The sequence below is a fragment of the Gracilibacillus sp. D59 genome, from assembly GCF_052246695.1.
Classification (GTDB): domain Bacteria; phylum Bacillota; class Bacilli; order Bacillales; family Amphibacillaceae; genus Gracilibacillus.
In genome coordinates this window covers 121,878-148,076 of the sequence record NZ_JBQQCK010000010.1, presented here as the reverse complement: position 1 = coordinate 148,076, position 26,199 = coordinate 121,878, and the positions used below count along the sequence as shown (strand labels likewise).

20 protein-coding genes and 1 pseudogene are annotated in these 26,199 nt (G+C 36.3%); 14 read left to right on the top strand and 7 right to left on the bottom strand.

The features are described from left to right. Positions 1-31: 31 nt before the first annotated feature. The 4 genes from ACTWP4_RS16585 to ppc all read right to left on the bottom strand — a co-directional run bounded on the left by ACTWP4_RS16585 (position 32) and on the right by ppc (position 6,456). The gene (locus ACTWP4_RS16585; protein ID WP_443129901.1) at positions 32-982 is read right to left on the bottom strand and encodes a ribose-phosphate diphosphokinase; all 951 of its coding nucleotides are present in this window, start codon (positions 980-982) and stop codon (positions 32-34) included. 64 nt (positions 983-1,046) lie between these two features. Continuing rightward, positions 1,047-2,177: a glycerate kinase gene (locus ACTWP4_RS16580; RefSeq protein ID WP_443129900.1), complete on the bottom strand. Its 1,131-nt coding sequence runs from the start codon at positions 2,175-2,177 to the stop codon at positions 1,047-1,049. Between the two features lie 312 nt (positions 2,178-2,489). Then, the gene (locus ACTWP4_RS16575) at positions 2,490-2,771 is read right to left on the bottom strand and encodes a spore morphogenesis/germination protein YwcE (RefSeq protein ID WP_443129899.1); all 282 of its coding nucleotides are present in this window, start codon (positions 2,769-2,771) and stop codon (positions 2,490-2,492) included. Positions 2,772-3,702: 931 nt separating this feature from the next. Next, positions 3,703-6,456, bottom strand: a complete 2,754-nt coding sequence (ppc, locus tag ACTWP4_RS16570; protein WP_443129898.1) for a phosphoenolpyruvate carboxylase — start codon at positions 6,454-6,456, stop codon at positions 3,703-3,705. A 371-nt stretch (positions 6,457-6,827) separates the two neighbouring features. Between ppc and ACTWP4_RS16565 the strand changes: the two genes are divergently transcribed. The 5 genes from ACTWP4_RS16565 (at position 6,828) to ACTWP4_RS16545 (ending at position 13,062) form a co-directional block, all read left to right on the top strand. Next, complete coding sequence (locus ACTWP4_RS16565; RefSeq protein WP_443129897.1) at positions 6,828-7,370, top strand: glycerol-3-phosphate responsive antiterminator; 543 nt, start codon at positions 6,828-6,830, stop codon at positions 7,368-7,370. A 328-nt stretch (positions 7,371-7,698) separates the two neighbouring features. Beyond that, the gene (locus tag ACTWP4_RS16560; RefSeq protein WP_443129896.1) at positions 7,699-8,709 is read left to right on the top strand and encodes a TRAP transporter substrate-binding protein; all 1,011 of its coding nucleotides are present in this window, start codon (positions 7,699-7,701) and stop codon (positions 8,707-8,709) included. A gap of 151 nt (positions 8,710-8,860) precedes the next feature. Next, positions 8,861-9,349 (top strand): TRAP transporter small permease, encoded by a 489-nt coding sequence (locus ACTWP4_RS16555; RefSeq protein WP_443129895.1) that lies wholly within the window; start codon positions 8,861-8,863, stop codon positions 9,347-9,349. Position 9,350: 1 nt separating this feature from the next. Beyond that, complete coding sequence (locus tag ACTWP4_RS16550; RefSeq protein WP_443129894.1) at positions 9,351-10,655, top strand: TRAP transporter large permease; 1,305 nt, start codon at positions 9,351-9,353, stop codon at positions 10,653-10,655. Positions 10,656-10,677: 22 nt separating this feature from the next. Further along, positions 10,678-13,062 carry a TIM-barrel domain-containing protein gene (locus ACTWP4_RS16545; RefSeq protein ID WP_443129893.1) on the top strand — a complete coding sequence of 795 codons (2,385 nt, stop codon included), beginning with the start codon at positions 10,678-10,680 and terminating at the stop codon, positions 13,060-13,062. Positions 13,063-13,106: 44 nt separating this feature from the next. On the opposite strand, the pseudogene ACTWP4_RS16540 reads toward ACTWP4_RS16545, so the two are convergent. Next, positions 13,107-13,247 (bottom strand): annotated as a pseudogene (locus ACTWP4_RS16540) (hypothetical protein); the annotation flags it as partial. A gap of 24 nt (positions 13,248-13,271) precedes the next feature. Between ACTWP4_RS16540 and glpK the strand changes: the two are divergent. The 5 genes from glpK to dhaM all read left to right on the top strand — a co-directional run bounded on the left by glpK (position 13,272) and on the right by dhaM (position 18,599). Continuing rightward, entirely contained in the window at positions 13,272-14,762 is a 1,491-nt protein-coding gene (glpK, locus tag ACTWP4_RS16535; protein WP_443129892.1) for a glycerol kinase GlpK, read from the top strand. 19 nt (positions 14,763-14,781) lie between these two features. Then, on the top strand, positions 14,782-16,434 hold the full coding sequence (locus ACTWP4_RS16530) for a glycerol-3-phosphate dehydrogenase/oxidase (RefSeq protein ID WP_443129891.1): 1,653 nt from the start codon (positions 14,782-14,784) through the stop codon (positions 16,432-16,434). A gap of 149 nt (positions 16,435-16,583) precedes the next feature. Continuing rightward, positions 16,584-17,576, top strand: a complete 993-nt coding sequence (gene dhaK / locus ACTWP4_RS16525; protein WP_443129890.1) for a dihydroxyacetone kinase subunit DhaK — start codon at positions 16,584-16,586, stop codon at positions 17,574-17,576. A 12-nt stretch (positions 17,577-17,588) separates the two neighbouring features. Then, positions 17,589-18,209 carry a dihydroxyacetone kinase subunit DhaL gene (gene dhaL, locus ACTWP4_RS16520; RefSeq protein WP_443129889.1) on the top strand — a complete coding sequence of 207 codons (621 nt, stop codon included), beginning with the start codon at positions 17,589-17,591 and terminating at the stop codon, positions 18,207-18,209. 3 nt (positions 18,210-18,212) lie between these two features. Next, positions 18,213-18,599: a dihydroxyacetone kinase phosphoryl donor subunit DhaM gene (gene dhaM / locus ACTWP4_RS16515; protein ID WP_443129888.1), complete on the top strand. Its 387-nt coding sequence runs from the start codon at positions 18,213-18,215 to the stop codon at positions 18,597-18,599. A gap of 93 nt (positions 18,600-18,692) precedes the next feature. Here dhaM and ACTWP4_RS16510 read toward each other — a convergent pair whose 3' ends face one another. Further along, positions 18,693-21,071 carry a carbohydrate binding domain-containing protein gene (locus ACTWP4_RS16510; RefSeq protein ID WP_443129887.1) on the bottom strand — a complete coding sequence of 793 codons (2,379 nt, stop codon included), beginning with the start codon at positions 21,069-21,071 and terminating at the stop codon, positions 18,693-18,695. 275 nt (positions 21,072-21,346) lie between these two features. Here ACTWP4_RS16510 and ACTWP4_RS16505 point away from each other — a divergent pair, with 275 nt between their 5' ends. Both ACTWP4_RS16505 and ACTWP4_RS16500 read left to right on the top strand, forming a co-directional pair. Beyond that, on the top strand, positions 21,347-22,225 hold the full coding sequence (locus tag ACTWP4_RS16505; protein ID WP_443129886.1) for an AraC family transcriptional regulator: 879 nt from the start codon (positions 21,347-21,349) through the stop codon (positions 22,223-22,225). Positions 22,226-22,311: 86 nt separating this feature from the next. Beyond that, on the top strand, positions 22,312-22,560 hold the full coding sequence (locus tag ACTWP4_RS16500; RefSeq protein ID WP_443129885.1) for a hypothetical protein: 249 nt from the start codon (positions 22,312-22,314) through the stop codon (positions 22,558-22,560). A gap of 62 nt (positions 22,561-22,622) precedes the next feature. Here ACTWP4_RS16500 and ACTWP4_RS16495 read toward each other — a convergent pair whose 3' ends face one another. After that, positions 22,623-23,804 carry a Gfo/Idh/MocA family protein gene (locus ACTWP4_RS16495; RefSeq protein ID WP_443129884.1) on the bottom strand — a complete coding sequence of 394 codons (1,182 nt, stop codon included), beginning with the start codon at positions 23,802-23,804 and terminating at the stop codon, positions 22,623-22,625. 142 nt (positions 23,805-23,946) lie between these two features. Here ACTWP4_RS16495 and ACTWP4_RS16490 point away from each other — a divergent pair, with 142 nt between their 5' ends. Both ACTWP4_RS16490 and ACTWP4_RS16485 read left to right on the top strand, forming a co-directional pair. Continuing rightward, positions 23,947-24,777 carry an AraC family transcriptional regulator gene (locus ACTWP4_RS16490; protein ID WP_443129883.1) on the top strand — a complete coding sequence of 277 codons (831 nt, stop codon included), beginning with the start codon at positions 23,947-23,949 and terminating at the stop codon, positions 24,775-24,777. A gap of 269 nt (positions 24,778-25,046) precedes the next feature. Then, positions 25,047-26,198 (top strand): Gfo/Idh/MocA family protein, encoded by a 1,152-nt coding sequence (locus ACTWP4_RS16485; protein WP_443129882.1) that lies wholly within the window; start codon positions 25,047-25,049, stop codon positions 26,196-26,198. Position 26,199 lies beyond the last annotated feature (1 nt).

Genomic DNA, 26,199 nt, shown 5'->3' with positions numbered 1-26,199 from the left:
AATTCCCAATTGCCTGATAAGTTACTATTATTTAGTTATACAATGTGCTGATGGATTGTTGCTCATATAAGCGAATAATCGCTTCTGCAACAACAGGACCAACTGTTAATTGAGTGATTTTATCGATTTGTTTTTCTTCGGATAGCGGTATGGTATTGGTTACTATTAATTCTTTAATATCGGACTCAGCGATTTTATTGACGGCAATACCTGAAAGTACAGGGTGAGTAGTGCATGCATAAACCTGCTTTGTACCATGATTTTTTAACGCCTCTGCACTTGATGTAATACGACGTCCAGTATCAATAATATCATCAATAATAATGGCTGTTTTGTTTTCAACTTCTCCAACGATATTAATAGTGGAAGCATTATCTCTTGGACCACGGCGATCCACAATTGCTATCGGTGCTCTCAATTGATCAGCCAATTGTCTGGCACGTGATACACTACTGTGATCAGGCGCCACTACGACGATATCTTCTAAATGTTTTGCATCTAAATAGCTTCCGATGATCGGAACAGCTGTAATAGGGTCTACGGGAATATCGAAAAATCCTTGTGCCTGAGGTGCATGCAAATCGATGGAAATAATCCGGGTTGCACCAGCTTTTTGAATTAAATCAGCAATTAGCTTTGCTGTAATTGGTTCCCGAGCACGAGATTTTCGATCTTGCCGCGCATAACCATAATAAGGAATCACGACATTGATAGATGCTGCAGAAGCCCGTTTTAATGCATCAACCATAATTAATAATTCCATAATATGATCTTCTACAGGATCACAGGTGGATTGGATGACAAATACATCACAACCTCTGATACTTTCTTCTATATTAATTTGTATTTCTCCGTCACTAAATGTTTTAACAGATGACTTTCCTAAATCAATCCCAATATGATGTACAATCTCTTCAGCTAATGACAGGTTGGAGTTTAGGGAAAATACTTTCAATTTGCTATTATTGTATGTATCATTCAAGCAAAATACCTCCTAATAGATGTATGTTTCTTTTATTATCGCAAAAAGCGACAAGTGAAACAAGTTATCTATCTTTGTTCATTGTTTGAATCAGTGTCATAATTTGCATCGTTTGTTCTTTTAGAAGTGTAGAGGTATTGTCCATGCATTCAGCGAGACTTAATGGCTTGTTAACAATCGAAAAACAGCCTGCAAATTGTTCTCTTAATTTTGCAGTATTACCACCTAAACTACCGGATAACAAAATTGTCGGCGTATCGTATTTATTTGCTAATTCAGCAACGAATCCTGGTGCTTTTCCATACAATGTTTGTTCATCACTTTGACCTTCACCAGTGAAAATAAGTTCGGCTTCTTTAATATTTTGTTCGAGATTAATGGCATCTGCTATTAAAGAGGCCCCTGATTCCAGTTTTGCTCCAAGTGTCAAGAATGCGAACCCAAGACCGCCAGCAGCTCCGGCACCAGGTGTCTGTTGCCAACTGTTGTCTAAGTGTGTTTCGATCAGGTTAGCGAAATGGTGTAAAGCTTCATCATATAAACGAATTTGCTCAGGAGTTGCTCCTTTCTGTGGACCGTATATGGAACTTGCTCCAAGTTTCCCACATAAAGGGTTATCGACATCACAGGCAATTCGGAAATCAACATGTTTTAAACGTGGATCCAAATCATCGAGCTGAACAGAGTCGGTATGTAATAGGTCCTTGCCAAATTTATCTAATTGCTTGCCATTTTTATCAAATGCTTTTAGACCAAGTGCCTGTAGTAATCCTAAACCACCATCATTTGTGGCACTGCCACCGAGACCGATAATTATTTGCTGACACCCTTTATCTAAGGCATCTAAAATGGCCTGTCCCATCCCGTAAGTGGTAGTCAAATCAGGATTTTGTTTTTCATGAGGGACTTGATATAATCCTGCATGCATCGCTGTTTCAATTACTGCAGTTGTTTTATTAATTATGGCGTAGCTTGTTTCTATCGGATTACCTAATGGACCTAGTGTGGAAATTTCAACCTGTTCTCCTGAAGTAGCCGATAAAATGGCTTCTATCGTGCCTTCACCACCATCTGCCATAGGTTTTGTGATAACGTCGTGGTCTCCGCATGCCTGGATTGCTATCTTTATCGTATATGCCACTTCCGTAGCGGATAGACTTCCTTTATAAGAGTCAGGTGCAACAACAATTTTCATTATATTTCCTCCATTAAACAATATGCTTTTCTGTAAATTATAATGTAGATATCGCTTACATTCAATCAATAAACCGAACAAAACCTCCGGTATCCCTCTGTTGTCTGATTAAGTAGATAATGTGAACCAATGAATTCTAGTCTTTTTATAATCAGAACACTAAAATAAGCGGAGCATTCTGCCGGAGCGAATAGCAACACTCATCAAAATTCAGAATGGATGAAAGTAAATCTAACTGCTCAGTTTACGTGCATGATTATATGCTTTTTTTGTTCAAAAAAAAGACGATGTTCTAGTGACATCATCTTTTGACTAATTATTTTGTTCTACCATTGGTTGGCGTACTTTGATAGACTTTCGCATCTCTAGTAATACGATCGTAAAGGCAACATGACCGTATATCAGATTTGCGATGAAAAGCCCCCATAAATACATTTCTCCAGGTGCGATTCCTACTGTTACATATTTTACAAAGGTAAACCAGGCACCAATAACAAAAGGTATTTGACCAATTGCGGTTTTTTTCCAATTATCTCCCCAAAGTAGAAAGGGAGTGAAACTAAAAATCAACAAGAAAATTAATAATATATCCATACTGAGTCACCTCGAGTGTATAATTTATTCTGTAAGTGTTTTCAAGTGTAGTATAACATAATGTTCATATTTTTGTAACAATTAGTTCATATTTTAGACACAAAATTTTACCACGGTGCTAATCGTATGTAAAACCCCCACTTATGGAAGTCTCACTTTATATGACCAATTCTTTGATTATCCGAAGTTTTTTTATAAGGTAGGAAAGTATATAACCGTTGGTATCTTTTTGTATCTTGTTTACGGTTAAAAAGTGTAATAAATAAAGATTTACTTGACTAGTCATGTTGTTTATGATGAAAGTTAAAGTGTGCAAGCCACCCGCTGCGGCTGACCGTTTCGCTTTCCAAGGGGCATGCTCTTCAGCTAACTTTTGCAGGAGGAGTTCGCTCCTGCAAAAGTGGATCTTCAGATCATACTATTCCCTTAGGAGTCGAAACGGTCGGCCTCCGCTATACCTTTTTCTACAACGAATATCAGAAAAAGCATATTGGTTTTATAACCATATGAGTGATGCAAATGCCATATTTTTGCACTTTCACAGGGATAATCACCCAAGTTGCTAGATCTGACAAATGTTGTAGCGCAGGCATTAAACGAAGGCGCCCACTTCAACTCCTGTGGGACTCGTTTGCCCTGAAGATCCACTTTTTTGAGCGTTTTTTGCTCGAAAAAGTTAGCTGAAGGCAAACCTCACGGAAAGGGGAGTGGACAGCCGGAGTGGTGTCAAACGGTCGATATATTTCATAATGACTACTAATAACAATATCCACAGGCCTACTTAGCATATAATTATAAGACTGGGCGGGTTTTGCCCAGTTTTTCTTAACAATGTACTTACTATGCTTATACCTTGATCACTGGAATGGTAAACATCCGTCTAATGAAAAAAGCCTTTAAGCAGATGCTTAAAGGCTTTTCGATCATTTTATTAACCTGTATTACGTAAACCAGCAGCGACACCATTAATTGTAAGCAGAGCTTCCATTAACAGTTCGTTATATTGATCGCTTTCTTCTTCTTGGCTGCGTAATTGTGAAACAAGTTGAACTTGTAACAAATTTAACGGATCTACTATAGGGTTACGCAGTCTGACAGAATCTTTTATGTTTTGGCGGTTATCAAGTAATTCTTCTTGTCCTGTGATTTTTAAGACGATTTCTTTTGTATCCGTATATTCCTCTTTAATAGAGTTAAAAATACGGGAACTAATTTCGCTATCTTGCATCATATCGGCATATTCTTGAGCAGTTTGAATATCTGCTTTCGTTAAAGCCATTTGTAAGTTATTAATGGTTGCGTTAAAGAATGGCCACTTATTATACATTTTTTGCAATAATTCCAGCTTACCTGTTTCATCAAGATATTTCTTGAAGCCAGTACCTGCAGCATACCAAGCTGGTAGTAATTGACGACTTTGGGTCCAAGCGAATACCCAAGGGATCGCACGTAAATCCTCAAAGCGGTCACTACCTTTACGTTTCATAGGACGAGAACCAATGTTTAAGTCACCTAATTCATGTAAAGGAGTTGCCTGGTTAAAGTATTGGATAAATCCTGGATCTTCAAAGACTAATGATTGATATTTCTTCAAGGCATATTCAGAAATAACACTCATTGCATCGACTTCTTCTTGAGAAGGTTTCATATTGGTATTGTCATCATTTAATCCCATGATACCTGTAAGTAGGGTAGAAGTAGCTTGTTCTAAACTACGATATGCAATATCTTCTAATAGGTACCGAGAAGATAATACTTCTCCTTGCTCGGTAATTTTAACACCATCACCAAGCGTTACGGCAGGTTGTGATAGAAGACTTGAATACAATGGTCCACCACCACGGCCTAGCGATCCACCGCGTCCATGGAAGTATTTTAACTTTACACCATAGCTAGATGCAATGTCATGAATTTCTTGTTGTGCTTTATATAGCTCCCAATTTGCTGTGATGTTACCACCATCTTTACTACTGTCAGAGTATCCAAGCATAACTTCTTGTAGATCTCCGCGTGCTTCAAGATGCTTACGATATAATGGAATATCGAATAATTTTTTAATCATTTCTGGCCCGTTTTTCAAGTCATCAATGGTTTCCAGAAGTGGTGCCACATGGATTCGACTGACTACTTTTCCATCAGGATATACACGATACAGTCCAGCTTCTTTAGCTAGTACTAAAACTTCTAAAAGGTCACTTACGTTGTCCGTCATACTGATTAAGTAAACTTCAATCGCACGTAAACCGAATGTGTCCTGTGCACGCTTGATCATGCGGAACGTATCAATAACCTCTAACGTTTCAGGGCTGAACTCATCATAAATAGAAATCAGTGGACGAGGATTTTCTAGAACGGAAATAAGTGTTTCCACTTTTTCCTTTTCATCTAAAGATGTATAATCATCAGCTATACCTACTTCATGTAAAACTTCGGTAAGCGCAGATTCATGCTCACCACTATGATTTCGAATATCTAAAGATGCAAGGTGGAACCCGAATAAATCAACTTGGCGAATCACTTTACGTAAAAGCTTTACAGGATTATGATTTGGATGATGCACCTTCATGCTTTCGCGGATAATATTTAAGTCCTCTAATAATTCTTCCGCTTTCGCATAACCACGTTCATCATCTTGCTCCGTATATTCAAGTTTCTTAAGCATGAGTGAAAGTTTAACTCGATATACTTCATCTTCTTTATACCAGCCATTAATCGCTAATTCTTTACGATCTTTTTCAATAGATGATCTTAACTCTTCACTAACTTCTATTTTTGAATCAGAATGACTTAGACGGTCTTGTAATGTAGTAAGTGCTTCTTTATATTTTCTCAATACTAATTCTCGCTGGCGTTTTAGTGTTTCGTATGTTGTCGTAGCTTTGACATTTGGATTACCATCACGATCACCGCCGATCCAAGAACCAAAGCGTAAGAATGATGGAATCTGCCAACGTTGATTATAATTTTCAAATAATAAATCCTCAAGATCGTCATGGATTTTTGGTAAAACATCAAATAATACACGATCAAAGTAGTATAGTCCGTTAGAAACCTCTTTCATAACAGAAGGTTTTTTCTGTCTAATTTCTTGTGTTTGCCATAAGAAAGTGATTTCATTCGCAATCCGCTCTTTAATCATTTTCTTCTCATATCTTGTATAGGAATAATCCCACTGTGTTAATAAACGAGCGATTCTCTTATGAATTTGTAAGATGCTTCTTCGTGTTGCCTCTGTTGGGTGTGCTGTCATAATTAATTCTAATGATAGTTTCCCAAGTAAGTCTGTAATCTGATCTGGACTAACATTGTTATCAATTAATGTTTTTACTCCAGCCTCTAGTGAACCAGGTTGAATAATATTCGCATCTTGTGCTTGATACTCACGACGTCTTCTTGAACGGTAGTTTTGCTCGGCAATGTTTAATATGTGCAAGTGAATAGAGAACGCACGAATAACATTTTTCCGTAAGCCTGGCTCTAGCGCATTGATTTTTTGTTTGATTTTAGCCTGAGTGGATGCTTCTTGTGTCTCTCTAAATTCTGTGGAAAGAACTCGAATCTCTTTGACCGTATTTAACAGTGTATCGCCACCCTCGTGAAGCAATACATCGTCTAAGATTTTTGTTAAGTATTCGACATCTTTAAGCAATGATACATTGATTGTTTCCTCTGATGTTGTTGCCATATTGTCCCACTTCCTTTCAAGGTTTCATTTAAATAGGATGTTTTGAATTATAAGTATGCATTTAATAGTGTCGTACTTTGAATAGCTTGCAAAAATAGATAGTTTGGCTGGAATTGGTTAGAGGACTTAAACTGGACGAACGATTCTACACTGCCTTAGAATCGTCATAAATAAAAATGAAAAAAAGTACATAAAATAGACACACCTATAATCATAACATGAATTTGACAAAATGAATAATGATTTCGCTTTATTGTCGTAATTATCTGAAAATCTTACATAATATATGTAAAATAGTTGTGTCTATTTCTATTATAAGTTTATGCTAAATTCAAGATAATCGCAAATTATTCAGAAAAAGAGGGGAAAACATGAAACTAGAAGGGGTTCTACCAGCAGTACGAAATATGAAAGATTTTGATTATATCTTAAAAAGTGATCATGAATTATTTATTATATTAGAAACAAGAATTGCCCAACTACCGCAAATAGCTCAATACGCAAGAAAATTTAATAAGAGGGTTTTAGTCCATGCTGATTTAATAAATGGGTTAAAGGTCGATCAATATGGCATGGAATTTTTAGTGAGACATGTAAAAGTAGATGGTATTATTTCAACTAGAGCAAATGTCATTTCCATGGCAAAAAAGAGTAATATAGTAGCTATTCAACGATTATTTGCGATTGATAGTTCGGCAATAGATAAAAATATTGAGCTAATAGAAAAAACAAAGCCAGATTATATTGAAGTTCTTCCGGGCATTATTCCATCTGTGATTAGGAAAATTGCCGAACGGACCGGCATTCCTGTGATAGCTGGTGGCTTAATTAAAAAGGAGGAAGATATCAGAAATGCCTTAAATAATGGTGCGGTCGCAATTACAACATCAAATAAAGAACTTTTTGATTTGTAAATAGACAAGTTTGTTTAGACAAAAAGTGTGTTTTCTCGACAAAAATACAGTATTCAGTTACCTGTTTCCAAAAATTATCGTTGACAGCGTTTTAGTAATGGTATATTATTTAGCCATAAGTTAATACTATTATTGTGGAGAGATGGAGATCCAAACTATATTCGGTATAGCGTTAATGCTTTTTGAAAACGTGTACCTTATTTTAGTGATGGGTCTTTTTTTATTGCTTTGGAGGTGAATGAAGAAATTTCGACAATAATTAGTTTATTAAGTCATTTAATAAAGTTTTTGTGTGATAACAACAAGAAATCAATTAGGAGGATACATGATGAAAAAGTTTAAAATAGGGATTTTGTTTTTATTATTAGGAATACTAGTAGCATGTGGCAACAATGAATCGGGTGATAACGATTCTGCATCTAACAAAGAATCAAAAGAATTACGGTTAGCACACAACTTAAGTGAGGATCATCCAATCCATAAAGCGTTGACAACGTTTGTTGAAAGTGTTGAGAAAAAAACAGATGGTAATATTACCTTTGAAATCTTCCCAAATGGTGTATTAGGAAGTGAATCAGATGTATTGGAACAAGTTCAGAATGGTAGTGTTGATATGACTAAAGTTAGCGCTGGAGCGTTAGAGTCTTTCTCAAAAGAATATTCTGTATTTTCATTACCTTATATTTTCACAAGTGATAAACACTATAGAAATGTAATGGAATCTGATGTTGTAGATGAAATATATCAATCGACTGAAGATGAAGGATTTGTAGGTATTTCTTATTTTGATTCAGGTGCCCGCAGTTTCTACACTGTAGATAAGCCGATTGAAACTCCAGAAGATCTTGAAGGTTTAAATATTCGTGTGATGGACAGTCAAACAGCAATTGATATGGTGGATCTTCTAGGTGGTACTCCGACACCATTAGGCTACAATGAAATTTATACATCCTTACAGCAAGGGGTTATTGATGGTGCCGAGAGTAACCCAACAGCATTAACAACAGGACAGCACGGAGAAGTGGCTAAAAACTTCTCATATTCAGAACATACAAATATTCCGGATATCTTAGTTGTTAGTACAGATTTATGGGATAGTCTTTCAGATGAAGAGAAAGAAATCTTTAAAGAGGCTGCGCATGAAACAAGAAAAGAGCACACAGAGTTATGGAATCAAGCTATTGAAGACGCGGTAACAGAAGCAAAAGAGATGGGCGTAAAATTTAACAAAGTGGATAAAGAGCCATTCATTGAATTAGTACAACCATTACATGAAGAATATAAAAAAGACGAAAGATTAGCTGAGATTATTAACTCGATCAACGAACTTGACAAATAAATTTTAGTAATTGGCTGTCTCATAAGAAAATATAATACGCAAGCATTGAGGATATACTTGAATGTTGAGTGATATAGTGTAAATATCTTATGAGACTAGCCTTACTTATTCATACGTTAATAAATCATGATAAAGAAGGAGAAGTTACTTCATGATGGTAGATAAAATAAAAAAGATGTTGGACCGCAGCATTTTATTTGTAGCTTCCTCATTACTGATCATATTAGTATTAGGAGCCCTGTGGCAGGTTTTTACACGTTATGTATTAAACAATCCAAGTACTTTCACCAATGAATTATTAGGATTCTTATTAGTGTGGACTTCCTTATTAGGGGCAAGCTATGCTTTTGGTGCGAATAAGCATTTAGCATTAACTTTTATCACAAGTAAATTAACAGGAACGAAAGGAATGATTATTACTGTTATTAATGACATCTTTGTCATTTTTTTCGCCGTCGTTATTTTATTAAATGGTGGTATGGAAGCTGTTACTATGACAATGTCACAGACTACACCAATATTAGGTGTGCCAAAAGGGATTGTATATTCCATTTTGCCAATCAGTGGTGTGATTATTATTTTATATAAATTACTAGGCATTAAAGAGTATAAAAATATCAGTCAGGAAGAAGGTGTATAAGGTGGATGCGAATTTATTGGCAACAATTGTTTTATTTGGTTCCTTTTTATTACTATTAGTCATAGGTGTACCAATATCAATAGGAATTGGCATTTCTTCCGTATTAGCTGCATTAACCTTAGTTCCTTTAGATATGATTTCTTTTACGGCAGCCCAAAAGTTGTTTCAAGGTATTGATAGCTTTACATTACTAGCCATCATCTTTTTTATGTTATCTGGCAGTATCATGAATAATGGTGGAATTGCTATCCGGTTAATTAATTTAGCAAAGCTTTTTGTTGGTAGAATGCCTGGAGCCCTGGCACATACTAATGTTGTAGGGAACATGTTATTCGGTTCTATTTCCGGTTCAGCCGTTGCATCTGCAGCTGCTATAGGAAGTGTTATGAATCCATTGCAAAAGAAGGAAAAATATGACCCTTCTTTCTCTGCAGCAGTAAATATAGCTTCAGCACCTACTGGTTTATTAATTCCTCCTACCACTGCATTTATCGTTTATTCTTTAGTGAGTGGTGGTACGTCGATATCGGCCTTGTTTATGGCTGGTTATTTACCAGGTATTTTAATGGGTTTATCCATTATGGTTGTGGCATATTTTATTGCGAAAAAAGAAAATTATCCTATATCAGAAAAGGTTACATTTAATCAAGGAGTACGTGTTGTATTAGATGCTATTCCAAGTCTTTCATTAATAGTAGTTGTTATTGGCGGGATTGTAGCAGGGATTTTCACTGCTACAGAAGGTGCAGCAGTTGCGGTATTATATTCTGCAATACTGGCAGCTTTTTACCGTGAAATAAAGATTTCACAAATTCCGGGAATTTTAAAAGAGGCTATTGTGATGACAGGGATTGTATTGTTTTTAGTTGGAGCTTCTTCCATTATGTCATGGGTAATGGCATATGCAGGAATTCCACAGCAAATAACGAATATTTTATTATCAATCTCAGAGAATCCGATTATCATTCTTTTATTAATGAATATTATTTTACTAGCAGTGGGAATTTTTATGGATATTACACCTGCTATTCTAATCTTTACACCAATATTCCTTCCTATTGTTACAAACATAGGGGTAGATCCAGTTCACTTTGGGGTTATATTAATTTTTAATCTTTGTATCGGTATTACAACTCCACCGGTGGGAAGTGCATTATTTGTGGGTAGTAGTGTTGCCAACGTCTCGATTGAATCAATTATAAGACCATTGTTTAAGCTATATATACCACTAGTTATTGCATTGTTGTTAGTAACTTATTTTGAATGGATCAGTTTATTCATTCCTAGGTTATTTGGTTTGATGTAAATTTCAGAAGCGAGGTTTAGTTATGATAAAAGATATTTATTTCAATATGGATGCGGTTGAAAATAATACAATTATTTTACGTGGGGATGATACGGTCGCCCATGTGTATATTTTAGAAGAAGATGTTTTTAGAGTATTTATCCCAGAGGAACAACATCCATTATTAAACAAAACATGGACCATTACACCAGAAGCCGAAGATGTTGCTAAAGAAGGTAGAGAAAAATCAGATTTATCACCATTTACGCTACCTGATTTTCATCTTCATGAGTCAGAAAATGAAATAGAGATTTTTACAGACAAATTACGTGTTGTGATTGAATTAAACGGCTTGAAATTTCATTGGTTTGCAAAAGTTAATAAACAATGGATTAATATTGCCAACGACAGACAAACGCAAAATTATAACTTTAATAAGAGCTTAGGTACAGGTATTTATCATTATTTGGAAAGAAGCCCAAATGATTATTATTATGGACTAGGTGAAAAAGGCGGTCCTTTAAATAAAGTCGGTAAACGGTATCGAATGAAGACGATAGATGCGATGGGATATGATGCTGAGCATACAGACCCATTGTACAAACATATCCCTTATTATATAACCTATAATGACGATACAGAAATTGCTTACGGGTTATATTATGATAATTACAGTGACGCCATTTTCGACTTAGGAAATGAACTGGATAATTACCATGGTTTATATAGATATTACCATGCAACTAAAGGTAATTTAGATTATTACTTTATGTTAGGTCCACGAATAAAAGATGTCGTGGAGACTTTTTCAAGATTAACTGGAAAGACAATCATGCCACCTAAATGGAGCTTAGGTTATTCAGGTTCTACGATGACATATACTGATGCTCCAGACGCACAAGAGCAGTTGAAAAAATTTGTGGAGTCCTGCAGAGAATATGATATACCTTGTGATTCGTTTCAACTGTCATCTGGTTATACAAGTATAGGGGATAAGCGTTACGTTTTTAATTGGGATTATTCCAAAATTCCATCACCCGAAGAAATGATAGAAAACTTCCAGGATAATGGTATTAAACTATGTGCAAATATTAAACCAGTATTATTAAAAGACCATCCATTATATAACGAATTAGCAGAGAACAATTATTTTATTATGTCTAAAGATCTTGATGAACCTGAAATTTCGCAATTCTGGGATGACATAGGATCTTACTTGGATTTTACTAACGATCAAACCTTTAACTGGTGGAAAGATAAAATAAAAACGCAGCTACTGTCATATGGCATCGATTCGACATGGAATGATAACAATGAATATGAAATATGGGATGAGAATGCGAATGCCTTTGGATTTGGAGATCATATTCCGGTTAGTTATATTAAACCGATTCAAACGATGTTAATGATGAAAGCTTCTTATGAAGCACAACGTGAATTTTATCCTGATGTAAGACCTTATTTAATCTCTCGATCCGGAGCAGCTGGTATGCAGAAATATGTGCAAACATGGTCTGGCGACAATTTCACAGAATGGAAGACAATCCGTTTCAATATTAAGATGGGGTTAAGTCTAAGTATGAGTGGTGTCTATAACTTTGGACATGATGTTGGAGGTTTTTCAGGTAAAGCTCCTGATCCGGAATTATTAATTCGCTGGATTCAAAATGGCATCTTCCATCCGCGATTTACGATTCACTCTTGGAATGAAGATAAAACAGTAAATGTTCCTTGGATGTACCCTGAATACCTAGATCTTATCAGAGGGTTAATGAAAGAGCGTGTTAAATGGATTCCATTCCTATACCAAGCAATGCATAAGGCACATGAATATTACAAGCCTATTTTAACTCCTACATTCTATCAGTTTGATCATGATAAAAATACTTTCAAAGAAAATGATGATTTTATTGTAGGTGATCAATTGTTAATTTGTAATGTAGTAGAAGAAGGGGCACGTCACCGGGAAGTTTATTTACCTGATAACAAACATGGCTGGTACGATATTAATTCAGACACATTTTATCCAGGTGGAACAAACTTAACGACTGACGCACCACTGGATACGATTCCTATGTATGCTCAAGCAGGATCTATCCTACCGATTAGAGATGGAGAAATAAGTTTCCATGATAATGAGGAAGAGAGAGGCGTGCTACTTTTCCCGTATAAAGATAATGGAGTAACAGAAGAATATATCTATGAAGATGATGGGCATACAATCCATTATAAAGATGGAGAATATACGTATATCAAGATTAAGATGGTATGTACTGATGAAACTATTGATATTAACACGAAAGTAGAGGGAGAATACAAACTCCCATACGACAAATTGACCTTTTACTTACCAAAATTAGAACAAAGAAAAGTAAAAGTTAATGGTGAAATCATCACTAACCATCAACAATTTGTATTGAATATTTAATCATATCTGAAATCAGTCGATATTGACATGATAATTGGTAAATATTACAATATTATTAAAAAGTTAACACAAGTGAGGAGATCTGGAGTCCACTCAACTATGTATATATTCTTCAAAGAGAAGGGTGTAATTAGTTGTGTGGACTTTTTTATACACTGTTTTAGTTTAAGGTGTAACATGGAAGTGTTAAGAAAAAGAGGAGGGGTCTCATGGAGAAGTTTATATTATCGATCGATCAGGGCACTACTAGTTCACGAGCAATTATCTTTAATCAACAGGGTGAAATTGTAGAGGTGGCGCAAAGAGAATTTGAACAGTTCTTTCCGAAATCAGGTTGGGTAGAGCATGATGCTAATGAAATCTGGACGTCTGTTTTAGCGTGTATTGCAGAAGCTCTAAGAAAAGCTGATATAGAAGCGTCTCAAATCGCAGGAATTGGTATTACTAATCAACGGGAAACGGCAGTAGTCTGGGATAAAGAAACGGGAAAACCGATATATAAAGCAATTGTTTGGCAGTCAAGACAGACAGAAGATATTTGCAGAGAATTACGAGACGCAGGTTATCAAGATACATTTCGAAATAAAACTGGCTTGTTAATTGATGCATACTTTTCGGGAACAAAAGTGAAATGGATTTTAGACAATGTGGAAGGTGCTAGAGAAAAAGCAGATCAAGGTAAACTATTATTCGGTACGATTGATTCGTGGTTAATATACAAACTGACAGGTGGTAAAGTCCATGTAACAGACTTCTCCAATGCATCAAGAACCTTAATGTATAACATCTATGACTTAAAATGGGACGAAGAACTATTAGATATTCTAGGTGTACCGAGGAGTATGCTGCCAGAAGTTAAATCATCATCAGAAGTATATGGTAAAACAGTTGATTATCATTTCTTTGGGCAAAATGTGCCAATTGCTGGAGCTGCAGGGGATCAGCAAGCAGCATTGTTCGGGCAGGCATGTTTTGAGAAAGGAATGGTTAAAAATACTTATGGTACAGGATGTTTTATGTTAATGCACACTGGTGAAGAAGCTGTTAGATCTGATCATGGACTGCTTACTACATTAGCTTGTGGTGTTGATGGAAAGGTGGAATATGCATTAGAAGGAAGTATTTTCGTTGCAGGTTCTGCGGTACAGTGGCTAAGAGACGGTTTACGAATGTTTCAAAGTGCCAGTGAATCCGAACAATATGCATCCAAAGTAGAATCTGCAGACGGTGTATATCTGGTACCAGCATTTGTAGGTTTAGGTACGCCATACTGGGATAGTGATGCACGTGGAGCAGTATTCGGTTTAACACGTGGAACGACAAAAGAGCATTTCATCCGCGCTACATTGGAATCCATTGCTTATCAAACAAAAGATGTACTTGGTGCTATGATTGAAGATTCCGGGATTGAAGTTAAATCATTAAGAGTGGATGGCGGCGCAGTAGCGAATAGTCTATTAATGCAATTCCAAAGTGACTTATTGGATGTACCTGTTGAAAGACCAGAAGTAATCGAAACAACGGCATCAGGTGCAGCATATTTAGCAGGCTTAGCTGTTGGCTATTGGGATAATAGAGAAGAGATAACAAATCAATGGAAAGTGAATAAACGTTTTGAAAGTGAAATGGACGAAATAACCAGAAAAGAATTATATGTAGGCTGGAAAAAAGCAGTAGAAGCAACCAGAGTATTTAAGTAAAAATATGGGGGACTAATCGATGACATTCTCAAGTAAAAAACGTACAGAGACATATCAACAAATGAAAAAGGATCCTTTAGATATGGTTATTATCGGTGGTGGCATTACAGGTGCAGGTATTGCTCTTGATGCTGTCTTAAGAGGACTAAAAGTTGCCGTTATTGAAATGCAGGATTTTGCAGCAGGTACGTCAAGCAGATCCACCAAGCTTGTTCACGGTGGTTTACGCTATTTAAAACAATTTGAAGTGAAAATGGTCGCTGAGGTAGGGAAGGAAAGAGAAATTGTTTATGAGAATGGTCCTCATGTGACAACACCTGAATGGATGATGTTGCCGTTTTATCAGGAGGGCACATTTGGTCCTTTTTCAACTAACATCGGATTACGCGTGTATGATTTCCTCGCAGGAGTTAAAAAATCAGAGCGTCGCAAAATGCTTGATCGTGAAGAGGCTTTAAGACGTGAACCTTTATTGAAAGGTGAAGGATTAAAAGGTGCTGGGTATTATGTTGAATACCGTACTGATGATGCTCGCCTAACGATGGAAGTAATGAAAAAAGCGGTTGAACAAGGAGCACTTGCTTTAAACTATGCAAAAGTTTCAGATCTTCTTTATGAAAACGGTCGTGTCAATGGTGTGGAAGTAGTCGATCAATTGACAGATGAAGTCCACGAAATCACGGCAAAATATATTGTTAATGCAGCAGGACCTTGGGTAGATACAATCCGGGAAAAAGATAACTCGAAAAAGGGAAAAACATTGCAACTGACCAAAGGAATTCATCTTGTTTTTGATCAATCTCGTTTTCCTTTAAAACAAGCGATCTATTTTGATACACCTGATGGTCGAATGGTATTTGCCATTCCTAGAGAAGGTAAGACGTACGTAGGCACAACAGATACGGTCTATCAAGGAAATATCGCACACCCAACCATGACGGAATCTGACCGGGATTATGTGTTACAAGCGATTGAGTTTATGTTTCCAGATCAGAAAATTACAGCGGATGACGTTGAATCTAGTTGGGCAGGCTTACGGCCATTAATTCATGAAGATGGAAAGGACCCTTCCGAAATTTCACGAAAAGATGAAATTTTCGAATCAGATTCTGGTCTTATTTCGATTGCCGGTGGTAAATTAACAGGTTACCGAAAAATGGCGGAACATGTTGTTAATGTAATTCGCGATAAAATGGTGCAGGCAGAGCAAAAAGTCTTTTATCCGAGTGATACGAAACATTTACCAATTTCAGGCGGTGATGTTGGTGGATCAAAAGGCTTTAAAGCATATAAAAAAGAACAAATCATGAAAGGGATAGAATTGGGATTATCGGAAGAAGAGGCAGCAATCCTTGTTCAGCGTTATGGCTCTAATATTCCGGTTGTCTATAATTACTACCAGCAAGCATTAGATAATGGAAATTCCCTTACGCCAATAACATATGCTATGCTTTATTACAGTATAGAGCATGAAGCTGCCTGTAAACCGGTTGACTTTTTCATTCGCAGAACAGGTGCACTATTCTTTGATATTCAGTGGGTAAAACAAGAGCAAGATGCTGTCATTCAGGAAATGGCACAACTGTTCCAATGGTCTAATGAAGAAACAGAACAATATAAAGAGGAATTAGAGCAATTGATGTATGAAGCAGTACATCCAACTAAAAAATAGAATTTTAATCAAAAAATGGACTCTGCCTAACAGGTTGAGTCCATCTTTAGTAAAAACACACTAATTTTCTGTTTAGTTATACCTAAAAAGTGGAATTATCAAATAAAGTTCGGTAGTATGAAAGTAAATGAAGCAGAGGTGATAGGTAGATGAAAAAAGTGATAAATGATGCCAATCATGTGGTTCATGAAATGTTAGACGGATTAGTAGCTGCTTATCCAACGTTTTTGAAAAGGCTTCCAGATACAACTGTCATTACAAGAAGTGATGCACCAATACAAGGGAAAGTAGGTATCGTCAGTGGTGGTGGAAGTGGTCATGAACCCGCTCATGCAGGATATATAGGCAGAGGTATGTTAGATGCAGCTGTAGTAGGTGAAGTATTTACCTCTCCAACCCCTGATCAAATTTTAGAAGCGATTAAAGCGGTGGACAGTGGAAAAGGTGTTCTTTTAATCATTAAGAATTATACTGGCGATGTAATGAATTTTGAAATGGCACAAGAGATGGCAGAAATGGAAGGTATTAAAGTAGAGGGTGTCATTGTCAATGATGATGTTGCAGTAGAAGACAGTACGTTTACTGTTGGGAGAAGAGGCATAGCTGGCACTCTTTTTGTTCACAAAATAGCAGGAGCTAAGGCAGATACAGGGGCATCGCTTGAAGAAGTCAAAGCCGCTGCAGAGAAAACGATCGCAAATGTTCGATCCATGGGTGTAGCATTATCCTCTTGTACTCTACCTGCTGCTGGAAAACCAAGCTTTACATTAGCGGATAACGAAATGGAAATTGGCATTGGTATCCATGGTGAGCCAGGCATAGAACGGGTTCCATTGGAGGAAGCTGATAAGATTACGACAATTCTAGTCAACAAGATTTTGGCAGATATTGATTATAATCAAAATGAAGTCGCAGTAATGATAAACGGTTTGGGGTCAACACCAGAAATGGAATTACATATTGTGAATAGAAAGGTTTCTGAAATTTTACAGAAAAAAGGGATTACACTATACAAAACCTGGGTAGGGGAATATATGACTTCTCTTGATATGGCAGGATTCTCCGTATCATTATTAAAATTGGATAGTGAAATAAAGAGTTTGTTAGTTGAAGATGTTAAAACAATTGCATTTCAAGTGTAGAAGGAGAATTTGATGATTATATTAACGGTTGATAAAGCAAAAGATTGGATGAAAGAAATCCAAAAAAGATTGTCTGAAAATAAAGATCAATTAACTGCACTGGATCAAGCGATCGGAGATGGCGACCACGGGATTAATATGGAACGTGGATTCCATGAAGTGGTAGCAAAAATAAATCATGTAACATATGATTCCGCCTCCGATGTCCTAAAAAGTGCAGCAATGACTTTAATGGCAAAAGTAGGTGGGGCTTCAGGTCCATTGTATGGAACTGCTTTTCTAAAAATGTCTTTAGCTATGCAAGGAAAAGAAGTAGATCAAGTCGTCTTTAAACAATCGATAAACGATGCAGTGGAAGGTCTTCAGGATCGTGGTAAAGCAGATTTTGGTGAAAAAACATTGTATGATGTTTGGAAGCAAGTAGCGGATTTCTTAGAAGCAGAAGACGTAGAAGATTGGCAAGGTATGCTTGAGGTTTGTCAGGCAACCATTGAAGATACACGTGAATTGACTGCCACGAAAGGTCGCGCTTCCTATCTTAAGGAACGTTCTAAGGGACATGTTGATCCAGGATCGATGTCGTCATTCTATATTTTTGAAGCATTAACCGAAGTTCTTGATTTGGAGGAGTGAAAAATGCCACAAAAAGTAGGAATCATTATCGTTTCTCATAGTCCAGAAATAGGCCAAGGAGTTAATGCGCTGATTAATCAGGTTATCGAAGATGTGCCAGTTTCGCTTGCTTGTGGAACGGATGAAAATGAAATTGGTACAAGTATTGAAAAAATTCAAGAAGCAATCACACAAACTGACGGTAATAGTGGTGCTCTGTTGTTTTATGATTTAGGAAGTGCAAAAATGAATGCAGAAATGGCGATAGAGCTATTGGACACTAATCATATACGGATAGCTGAGAATATTCCAATTGTTGAGGGCTCCTATATTGCAGCAGTTGAATCAAATATAGGTAAGTCTTTAGATGAGATTACGGAAAGTTTATCGAAAATCAAGATTAATATGTAGAATGGTTACTCAAATAAAAAGTAATACTGCAAAAATCCCCCTTTCATGCATGACAGGGGGATTTTTGATATTAAATTACATATAGTTATACAATCATTTTAATGGATTTACTGTAACGTCATCAATATAAAATGAATCATCCGGGTCGGAAGTTTCTATATATAATTTTATGGAAGAAATATCCTGGTTGATTACATAGTTTCCTTGTAGTTGGAACCATTCACTGTTATTGGTTTCTATCTCCTCAAGTGGTAAATAAGTAGTTCCCCCAAAATCGGTTAACTCAAGCATTAATTTGACCGTGCTTGGAGTTTCTGGCGCATCAAGGAAACGAAAATAGGATGAGAACTCATACTCTTCTCCTTTTACAACCATATCCGTAATATCAATAGAAGGTCCGTGCCAAAAAGAAGTTCGATTAGTAATTTTTAAACTATATTCACCTGATTGCTTCACTTCGTGTGTAGCTTCTAAAATTTCTGCCCCGCCTCTTCCTTTCCAACCTTCTGTTGTGCCATCTTCAAAACCAAATAGAAGCTTTTTTAATTCGATAGGTTCATCGATGCCGTCACTGAATGTAAATTTATCTACAGCAAAAAGTTTTTCTCTGTCATTTCCTTTAAATACCAGATACATATCATGAAAACCATACGCGCCTTGGGACGGATTCGTATCAATCATGGTAGAAACTGTTTCCCATCCACTAGCGTTTTCGCTAGAAACGATCATTTCTCCTACTACTGGACCGTTTACAGGATCATCGAGATGTATTTCAATGGAACCTCCGTTTATTGGCTTCACAGTAGCAGTCATAGATAAAATGTGTTCCATTCCAGGTTGTCCATTAGCTGTACCATCTGCAAAATTAACATTTTCATACTTGATATAGTCGCCGTTTCTTACATGTTTAATGTATGTTTTTTCTTTGCTTACTGTATTTTTTGAAATACCATTCGATTGACCGTCATTTTCTTCCGCCTCATAACTTGAAAATACATCCTTCATATCTTCGAACGCGGGTAATTCATATTCTTTTGGAATAAAGGTGGTTACACTATTGCTTCGTAAATTTACTGTAATAGAATTGCCATTATTAGTGACCTTTAAATCGTCTAATTTTTTTAAATTCTCATTACCAGAGGTTCGGTATGGGACTAGTTCTTTTATTTTGTTAGGGAACTGATCCAGTTTTAAAGTAATTTCTTGATTGGAATCATTATTATTGATAGCAACGATACTAAAATTATTTGTTTCAGGATCTTTATATGCAGTGATCTTTACATCTTCAACAGGGGATGTGTCTGACCCAATCATGATATAGCCAGGACGAATAAATCGACTATAATTTCCAAATGCATAATACCTTTTGAAAACTCTAAACATTCCATTTACCTCACTGTCATCATCAGTGGTCAAACGTATTAAATCAGAACCATCTGCACCATTAACAGCAGCTGGCCACCACCAGAAGTATGCACTAATGCCAGTTACATCAAACATATCTCCAATCAAATTAGCATGACGAAGTCCATCTTTTATCGTATTGAATTCATAGGGTTGTTTGGATTCCCCTTGGTTCATATATTCAGTCTGCCAAATCGTTTTACCTTTTTCTGTGGATACCGGAAATTCTGGTACATCTGTTCCAATACCATAGGCGTGTGAAGCAACGACATCAATATAATCCGCCGTAACAGGATCATTTAATGCTGGAAGTGCATACTCTTCAGTAAAATGCATATGTTCAGGCATTACAATTTTAGCAGGAACATTCTTTTCTTCGAAGGTTGGTCCCAAATAATCTCGAATAAATATATTCATTTCTTCTGGTGTCCAAACTGCTCCAGAATAACTCGGACCATAATGTGGTTCGTTAGCAATCGAAATATAAGATATATCAAGATCAAAATGTTCCTTATAGCCAAGCACATACTCAGCTAGATAATTGGCGAAATCCTGGTAATTTTCTCGCTTTAATTTTCCTTCTCCGGTTCCATTTACACTATCGTTTGTCTTCATCCAAGCAGGGGGACTCCAAACGGAACTAAAAAATGTGGTAACTCCTCGTTTTTTGGCCTCTCTCATAAACCAAATTTGATCCTTATCAAAATCATCTTTCTTTGATTCCCAATCTGGTTCATCCCACACAAATTTCCCGGGCTCCGGTTGAATCGTTGAAGCAGCTACACCATCACCAACTAAGTTACGAACCATGGATAATCCAATGCCATTCTCCTGAGAAAAAATCATGTCTAAAATTTTCGTTCTTTGAGGTTCGGGAAGTTCCATAATATAAGCTGGTTTCTGAAAAGCTCCTGATCCACCAAACCCGTCTATATGCTGTCGATTTTCATTCCATTCAATAACACTAGTTGGTGAATCAGCTTTTAATTGCGGTACCCAAAGATTAGTTGAAACGAGACTAATTGTTAATACTAAAATGGAAAAAAGATAAAGCCCTTTTCTGCTCATGATAGACACATCCTTGTTATTTATTTTAAGTTAGCGCTTTCAAAAGACGTTATTAAATACCTCCTTTCACATTCAAATTGCATGGAGATATTCTAGGATGTCTAGTATGGTAATACACATTAACATTATTATCATCAAAACAATTAAAAATCAAGCATTTGTAAAAAGAAAACACTCACAGCAAATTTTGAAATAAAATTTGCCACTACTAGTTATTTTCCTCCAGTTTATAATACACTAAAATAAAACTAAATAGCTTAGGAGTGAGAATAATAGTGGACAAATTGTTCTCCGTAAAGTACCAATTAAGTGGAAATCCGGATCATCAAAAACTACATTCCCATGAAGATTTTGAAATTTTTATGTTTCACAAAGGCGTTTGTCGTTACCTTATTAATAATCAAATCTATGATTTACTACCTGGTGATATTTTGTTAATGGATGGACTTGCCCTTCATAAACCAAATATCCCCGAAGAGAGTGAATACATTAGAAGTCATATCCATTTCATGCCAGAAGTGATGGAACCAGTATTACATTCCATGAAGGCAATAGAATTACTAAATGTCTTTCATAATTCTCATCATTATCTGATTCGTACAAATAACACGCAAAGCATTAAACAGATAGAAGAGATTTTTAAAAAGCTGGATCATGTCGATCGATGTAAGAGTAGAATGTACTCCGAGAAGGAATGGGAGATGAAACTTTTATTAGGCCAATTGCTGGTACTGATTAATTCTCTTTTTAGAGAGGATTGTTCACATGTAAATAAGGAATCAAGCTGTAAAACAGAACATGCTGAAAAAATCGCATCCTATATTCAGCACCATTTTCAAGATAAAATTACTATTTCAGAAATAGCATACAACCTTTGCTTAAATAAATCATATGTATCACACGTATTTAAAGAAATGACAGGATATACGATCATGGAATATGTAATGGCGTGTAGGTTGAAACAAGTTAAATATTTATTAGAAGCAGAAGAAAAGAAACCAGTGCAGGAAATCGCGTACGAGAGTGGTTTTGAAAACATTTCACACTTTAGTCGATATTTTAAAGAAAAGATTGGCATGCCCCCTAGAGAATACCGAAAAAAACGACTTGCAATTTATCATAATGCGAATGATTATAATTCTTTTAATTTATAAATGTGATTAATCTTACTTAGAAAGGTTTTTTTCACCGAGGATCCAGTAAATCTCATTGTAAATCTTGTGAAAGGAGTTTTAGCGAAATGAACTTGTTGAGGTTGGGGATTGTTGGCTGGAATCAGGAAGTTAATGACTATATCTCTTTTATCAACGATGGTCTTATCGAAAACATAGATGTAGTTGCAATCTTTGATAAAGACATCTCAATGAAAAGAATAGTCAACTACCATTATCCAGATATTCCATTCTACCATAACTACAAAGAAATGATGGATTGTGAAAACATAGAAGCGGTTTTAAGCTTTCATCCTTCACTTCTCCATTCCAGATAAGTTTAAAGCCATGGTGTAATTTACACCATGGCTTTAAAGGCGAGCATCTGAAAGTTTTCACATTAAAACTTTACAATGTTTCCTGGATTGCTCCATTCGACACCTAAATCATTTGGCAGACAAAATTGTTGATAGCATTGTTTTAATGTCTCATCTAATCCTTGAACAGTTGTCAATTTTCTTTCTTCCTCATAAGCAATCCAATGTTTTGGGAATTTTGGTATATCTTTAACAGACTGGTGTATTCCGTAAATAGCGTGAACGTGTGCACTTGCAGCTTCAGGGCCACATAATATACTCTGGTTTTCATTACGTAACGCTTCGATCATTACTTCTAATTTAACTACATGAATATTTTCCGGATCTTCATACACTTTTTCCCGTCCATCATGCCATTTTGCTACGATATCACCGCAATCGCCTTCAGGGTGATAAGTGATCGTCGCCTCTTCGAATTCTAATGTATACTTAGGTCGATGTTCATCAGCGATTGCATGTGAAGCGAGATAGATCATTTCAACATCATTCTTTGTATGGAGATGAATCGCACAAGTATCAAATGTCTCTATCGGATTTGCCCGGTATAATTCAGCCGAAACTTGGTCAATTTCCGCACTTGTTTCGATGGAATCTCCGGATAGATAGAGAAGATTATGCAGGAAGTGTGCCGTTGCATTATTGGCTACACTATCAAAAATCATTTCGCCATCCGGGCTATATTTTTTGCCAGCCCATCCAGTCCGGTTAAAATAATCAGCATTTCTTGGCCACAGTACAAGACTTTTCATTCTGATTGGACGACCGAACTCCCCAGCTAAAATATCCTTTTTTAACGATTGAATAGAATCAGTAAACGACCAGTTAAAGCCAATTGCTAGTTTTTTATTGGTACGATCTTTTGTTTCAATCATTTGCTGCAAATGCTCTAGGTTAGCTGTAGCTGGCTTTTCACAAAGTACATGACTGCCCTTTTCCATTGCAAGACATGTTTGTTCTTTATGTAGGTGTATAGGTGTTGATATAATCGCAAGGTCAGCTTGCTGCTCTTGATAGAATTGGTCCAGTGTATCATAGATTGGTATATTTTTATCCTTAATTTCCTGATAATAATTAGAGCGTTCAGGTGCAACATCAACCGCACCTTTTACGAATACGTTTTCATAATTTCCTTGGAAAATATTTCTTAAATAAACGTTACCATAACCACCAATACCAACTAATACAATGGAAATCTGTTTATCCATAAGATAAATCTCCTCACTTTTTGCTTTTTTTTAAATCGATACTATATAATAGCAATATATCATAACTTCCATCTTTTCGCAGTAGATGATTATGAATTACTGGAAAACTGAACAAAAAAATCTGAAATGTGGAGGAAGTTTCATGCTAAAAGATATTCGGATCGATCCATTTGGTATACAACTATATGAAAGTAAGCATCATGCTGGTGACCGTATTGAAGAACATCATCACCAAGTTTATCAACTTCTTTATGCACTTGAAGGGACAGGCAAAATTATCTTAGATGGTAAAGAATATCTTCTTGAACAAGATCATTTAACTTTTATTACACCACTGACACCACATGCCATTATCTCAGATCACAAATTAACTGTCTTGGTGCTTGCCTTTGACAGGCGGATTAAGGATGGAACGAATACAGACTTATTTGAGAAAACATTATATGAATCTAAATTTATAGGTTTAAATCCTTTTAATAGTAGTGAAGTTCGTCAGTTGCTACGTACAATACTCTATGAACAAGCTCATCAAAGCCTTCATCAGGAGACAGCCTTACGAACATATTTATCTCAACTTCTACTATTAATAGCACGTGGTGAAAAAAATAATGAAAAGGTCGATGCGAATAGCCTGAGGGCAGAGAGATTAAAGGATTATATTGATTCACACTATTTTGACTGGATCCATGCAGAAGACTTGGCATCACGGCTGGGAATAAGCACGAGACATATGAATACTATTTTCAAAGATACATACAAAATGACACCGATGCAATACTTAACCGAAGTACGAATAGGTTTGGCTAAGAAAATGTTAGTCGAGACAGATAAAGACATTGCCTCGATCTGTTTTGAGGTAGGATTTGAATCAATCTCCACTTTTTATCGATCTTTTAAAAATAGTACGGAAATATCCCCCCACAAATATCGAACAAAACAACAACACATTGATAAGCTTCCGGAAAAAGGATGAAGTTGATAGAGAAACCACTGAAGTTGATAGAGAGCTTACTATAGTTGATAGAGAAGTTGTCAAAGTTGATAGAGAACATACCAAAGTTGATAGAGAATCCACTGTAGTTGATAGAGAACATGCCAAAGTTGATAGAGAATCCATCGAAGTTGATCAGCTCATTCCAAATTCATTTCCGATTTTAAGAAATTCGTTCTTAGATTAATAAGACGAATTTTTTTTATTGCGCTAAACTAAGGGTAATTAAGCAACTGAAAGGGGAAAAGAGAATGGCAGAACATAAAATTGGAATTATTATGAATGGAGTAACAGGAAGGATGGGAACGAATCAGCACTTAATTCGTTCTATTAAAGCAATCAGAGAACAAGGTGGCGTTCTATTAAAAAATGAAGATACATTGATGCCTGACCCAATTTTAGTTGGTCGTAATGAAAAGAAATTGAAAGCGTTGGCAGAAGCACATGGAATTGAGCGTTATTCAACAGATTTAGAAGCAGAACTTGCGAATGATTACAATGAAATCTATTTTGACTCGCAAACTACCGTAAGACGTGCAGAAAGCATTAAAAAAGCAATAGCAGCTGGGAAACATATCTATTGTGAAAAGCCAACTGCTACTAATTTAGAAGGTTCAATCGAATTAGCAAAATTAGCGAATGAAGCAGGCGTAAAAAATGGTGTCGTACAAGATAAATTATTTTTGCCTGGTCTATTAAAATTAAAGCGCCTTATCGATTCCGGATTCTTTGGAAAAATGTTATCAGTAAGAATGGAATTCGGTTATTGGGTATTTGAAGGCGACTGGCAAGAAGGTCAACGTCCATCATGGAACTACCGTAAAGAAGATGGTGGTGGTATTATCGTTGATATGTTTGCTCACTGGCGCTATGTTATTGATAACCTGTTTGGTAATGTCAAATCAGTATCATGTTTAGGTGCTACTCATATCCCAGAGCGTGTCGATGAAAATGGTGAAACCTACAAAGCAACTGCAGATGATGCAGCATATGGAACATTTGAGTTAGATAATGGTGTTATTGTTCAAGCAAACTCTTCTTGGGCAGTACGTGTGAACCGTGATGACTTACTAACGATTCAGGTTGATGGTACAGAAGGTAGTGCGGTTGCAGGACTTCGTGATTGTAAAGTACAGCACCGTGTAAATACGCCTAAACCAACATGGAATCCGGATATTGAAAACCCGTTTGATTTCCAGTCTCAATGGCAGGAAGTACCAACGAATGATGTGTTTGACAATGGTTTCAAAGTACAATGGGAGTTATTCCTGAAGCATGTATTTGCAGATGAGGAATTTCCTTGGGATCTACTTGAAGGAGCGAAAGGTACACAGCTTTCTGATCTTGGTTTACAATCTTGGGAAGAAAGACGCTGGGTAGAGGTACCAGATATCAAATTGTAAG

What these genes read in the sequence shown, in the direction of transcription:
- dhaK (WP_443129890.1), top strand. Translation starts at nt 16,584, where the DNA reads ATGAAAAAAGTGATAAATGATGCCAATCATGTGGTTCATGAAATGTTA.
- ACTWP4_RS16530 (WP_443129891.1), top strand. Translation starts at nt 14,782, where the DNA reads ATGACATTCTCAAGTAAAAAACGTACAGAGACATATCAACAAATGAAA.
- glpK (WP_443129892.1), top strand. Translation starts at nt 13,272, where the DNA reads ATGGAGAAGTTTATATTATCGATCGATCAGGGCACTACTAGTTCACGA.
- ACTWP4_RS16485 (WP_443129882.1), top strand. Translation starts at nt 25,047, where the DNA reads ATGGCAGAACATAAAATTGGAATTATTATGAATGGAGTAACAGGAAGG.
- ACTWP4_RS16580 (WP_443129900.1), bottom strand. Translation starts at nt 2,177, where the DNA reads ATGAAAATTGTTGTTGCACCTGACTCTTATAAAGGAAGTCTATCCGCT.
- ACTWP4_RS16575 (WP_443129899.1), bottom strand. Translation starts at nt 2,771, where the DNA reads ATGGATATATTATTAATTTTCTTGTTGATTTTTAGTTTCACTCCCTTT.
- ACTWP4_RS16545 (WP_443129893.1), top strand. Translation starts at nt 10,678, where the DNA reads ATGATAAAAGATATTTATTTCAATATGGATGCGGTTGAAAATAATACA.
- ACTWP4_RS16565 (WP_443129897.1), top strand. Translation starts at nt 6,828, where the DNA reads ATGAAACTAGAAGGGGTTCTACCAGCAGTACGAAATATGAAAGATTTT.
- dhaL (WP_443129889.1), top strand. Translation starts at nt 17,589, where the DNA reads ATGATTATATTAACGGTTGATAAAGCAAAAGATTGGATGAAAGAAATC.
- ACTWP4_RS16495 (WP_443129884.1), bottom strand. Translation starts at nt 23,804, where the DNA reads ATGGATAAACAGATTTCCATTGTATTAGTTGGTATTGGTGGTTATGGT.
- ppc (WP_443129898.1), bottom strand. Translation starts at nt 6,456, where the DNA reads ATGGCAACAACATCAGAGGAAACAATCAATGTATCATTGCTTAAAGAT.
- dhaM (WP_443129888.1), top strand. Translation starts at nt 18,213, where the DNA reads ATGCCACAAAAAGTAGGAATCATTATCGTTTCTCATAGTCCAGAAATA.
- ACTWP4_RS16560 (WP_443129896.1), top strand. Translation starts at nt 7,699, where the DNA reads ATGAAAAAGTTTAAAATAGGGATTTTGTTTTTATTATTAGGAATACTA.
- ACTWP4_RS16500 (WP_443129885.1), top strand. Translation starts at nt 22,312, where the DNA reads ATGAACTTGTTGAGGTTGGGGATTGTTGGCTGGAATCAGGAAGTTAAT.
- ACTWP4_RS16510 (WP_443129887.1), bottom strand. Translation starts at nt 21,071, where the DNA reads ATGAGCAGAAAAGGGCTTTATCTTTTTTCCATTTTAGTATTAACAATT.
- ACTWP4_RS16555 (WP_443129895.1), top strand. Translation starts at nt 8,861, where the DNA reads ATGATGGTAGATAAAATAAAAAAGATGTTGGACCGCAGCATTTTATTT.
- ACTWP4_RS16490 (WP_443129883.1), top strand. Translation starts at nt 23,947, where the DNA reads ATGCTAAAAGATATTCGGATCGATCCATTTGGTATACAACTATATGAA.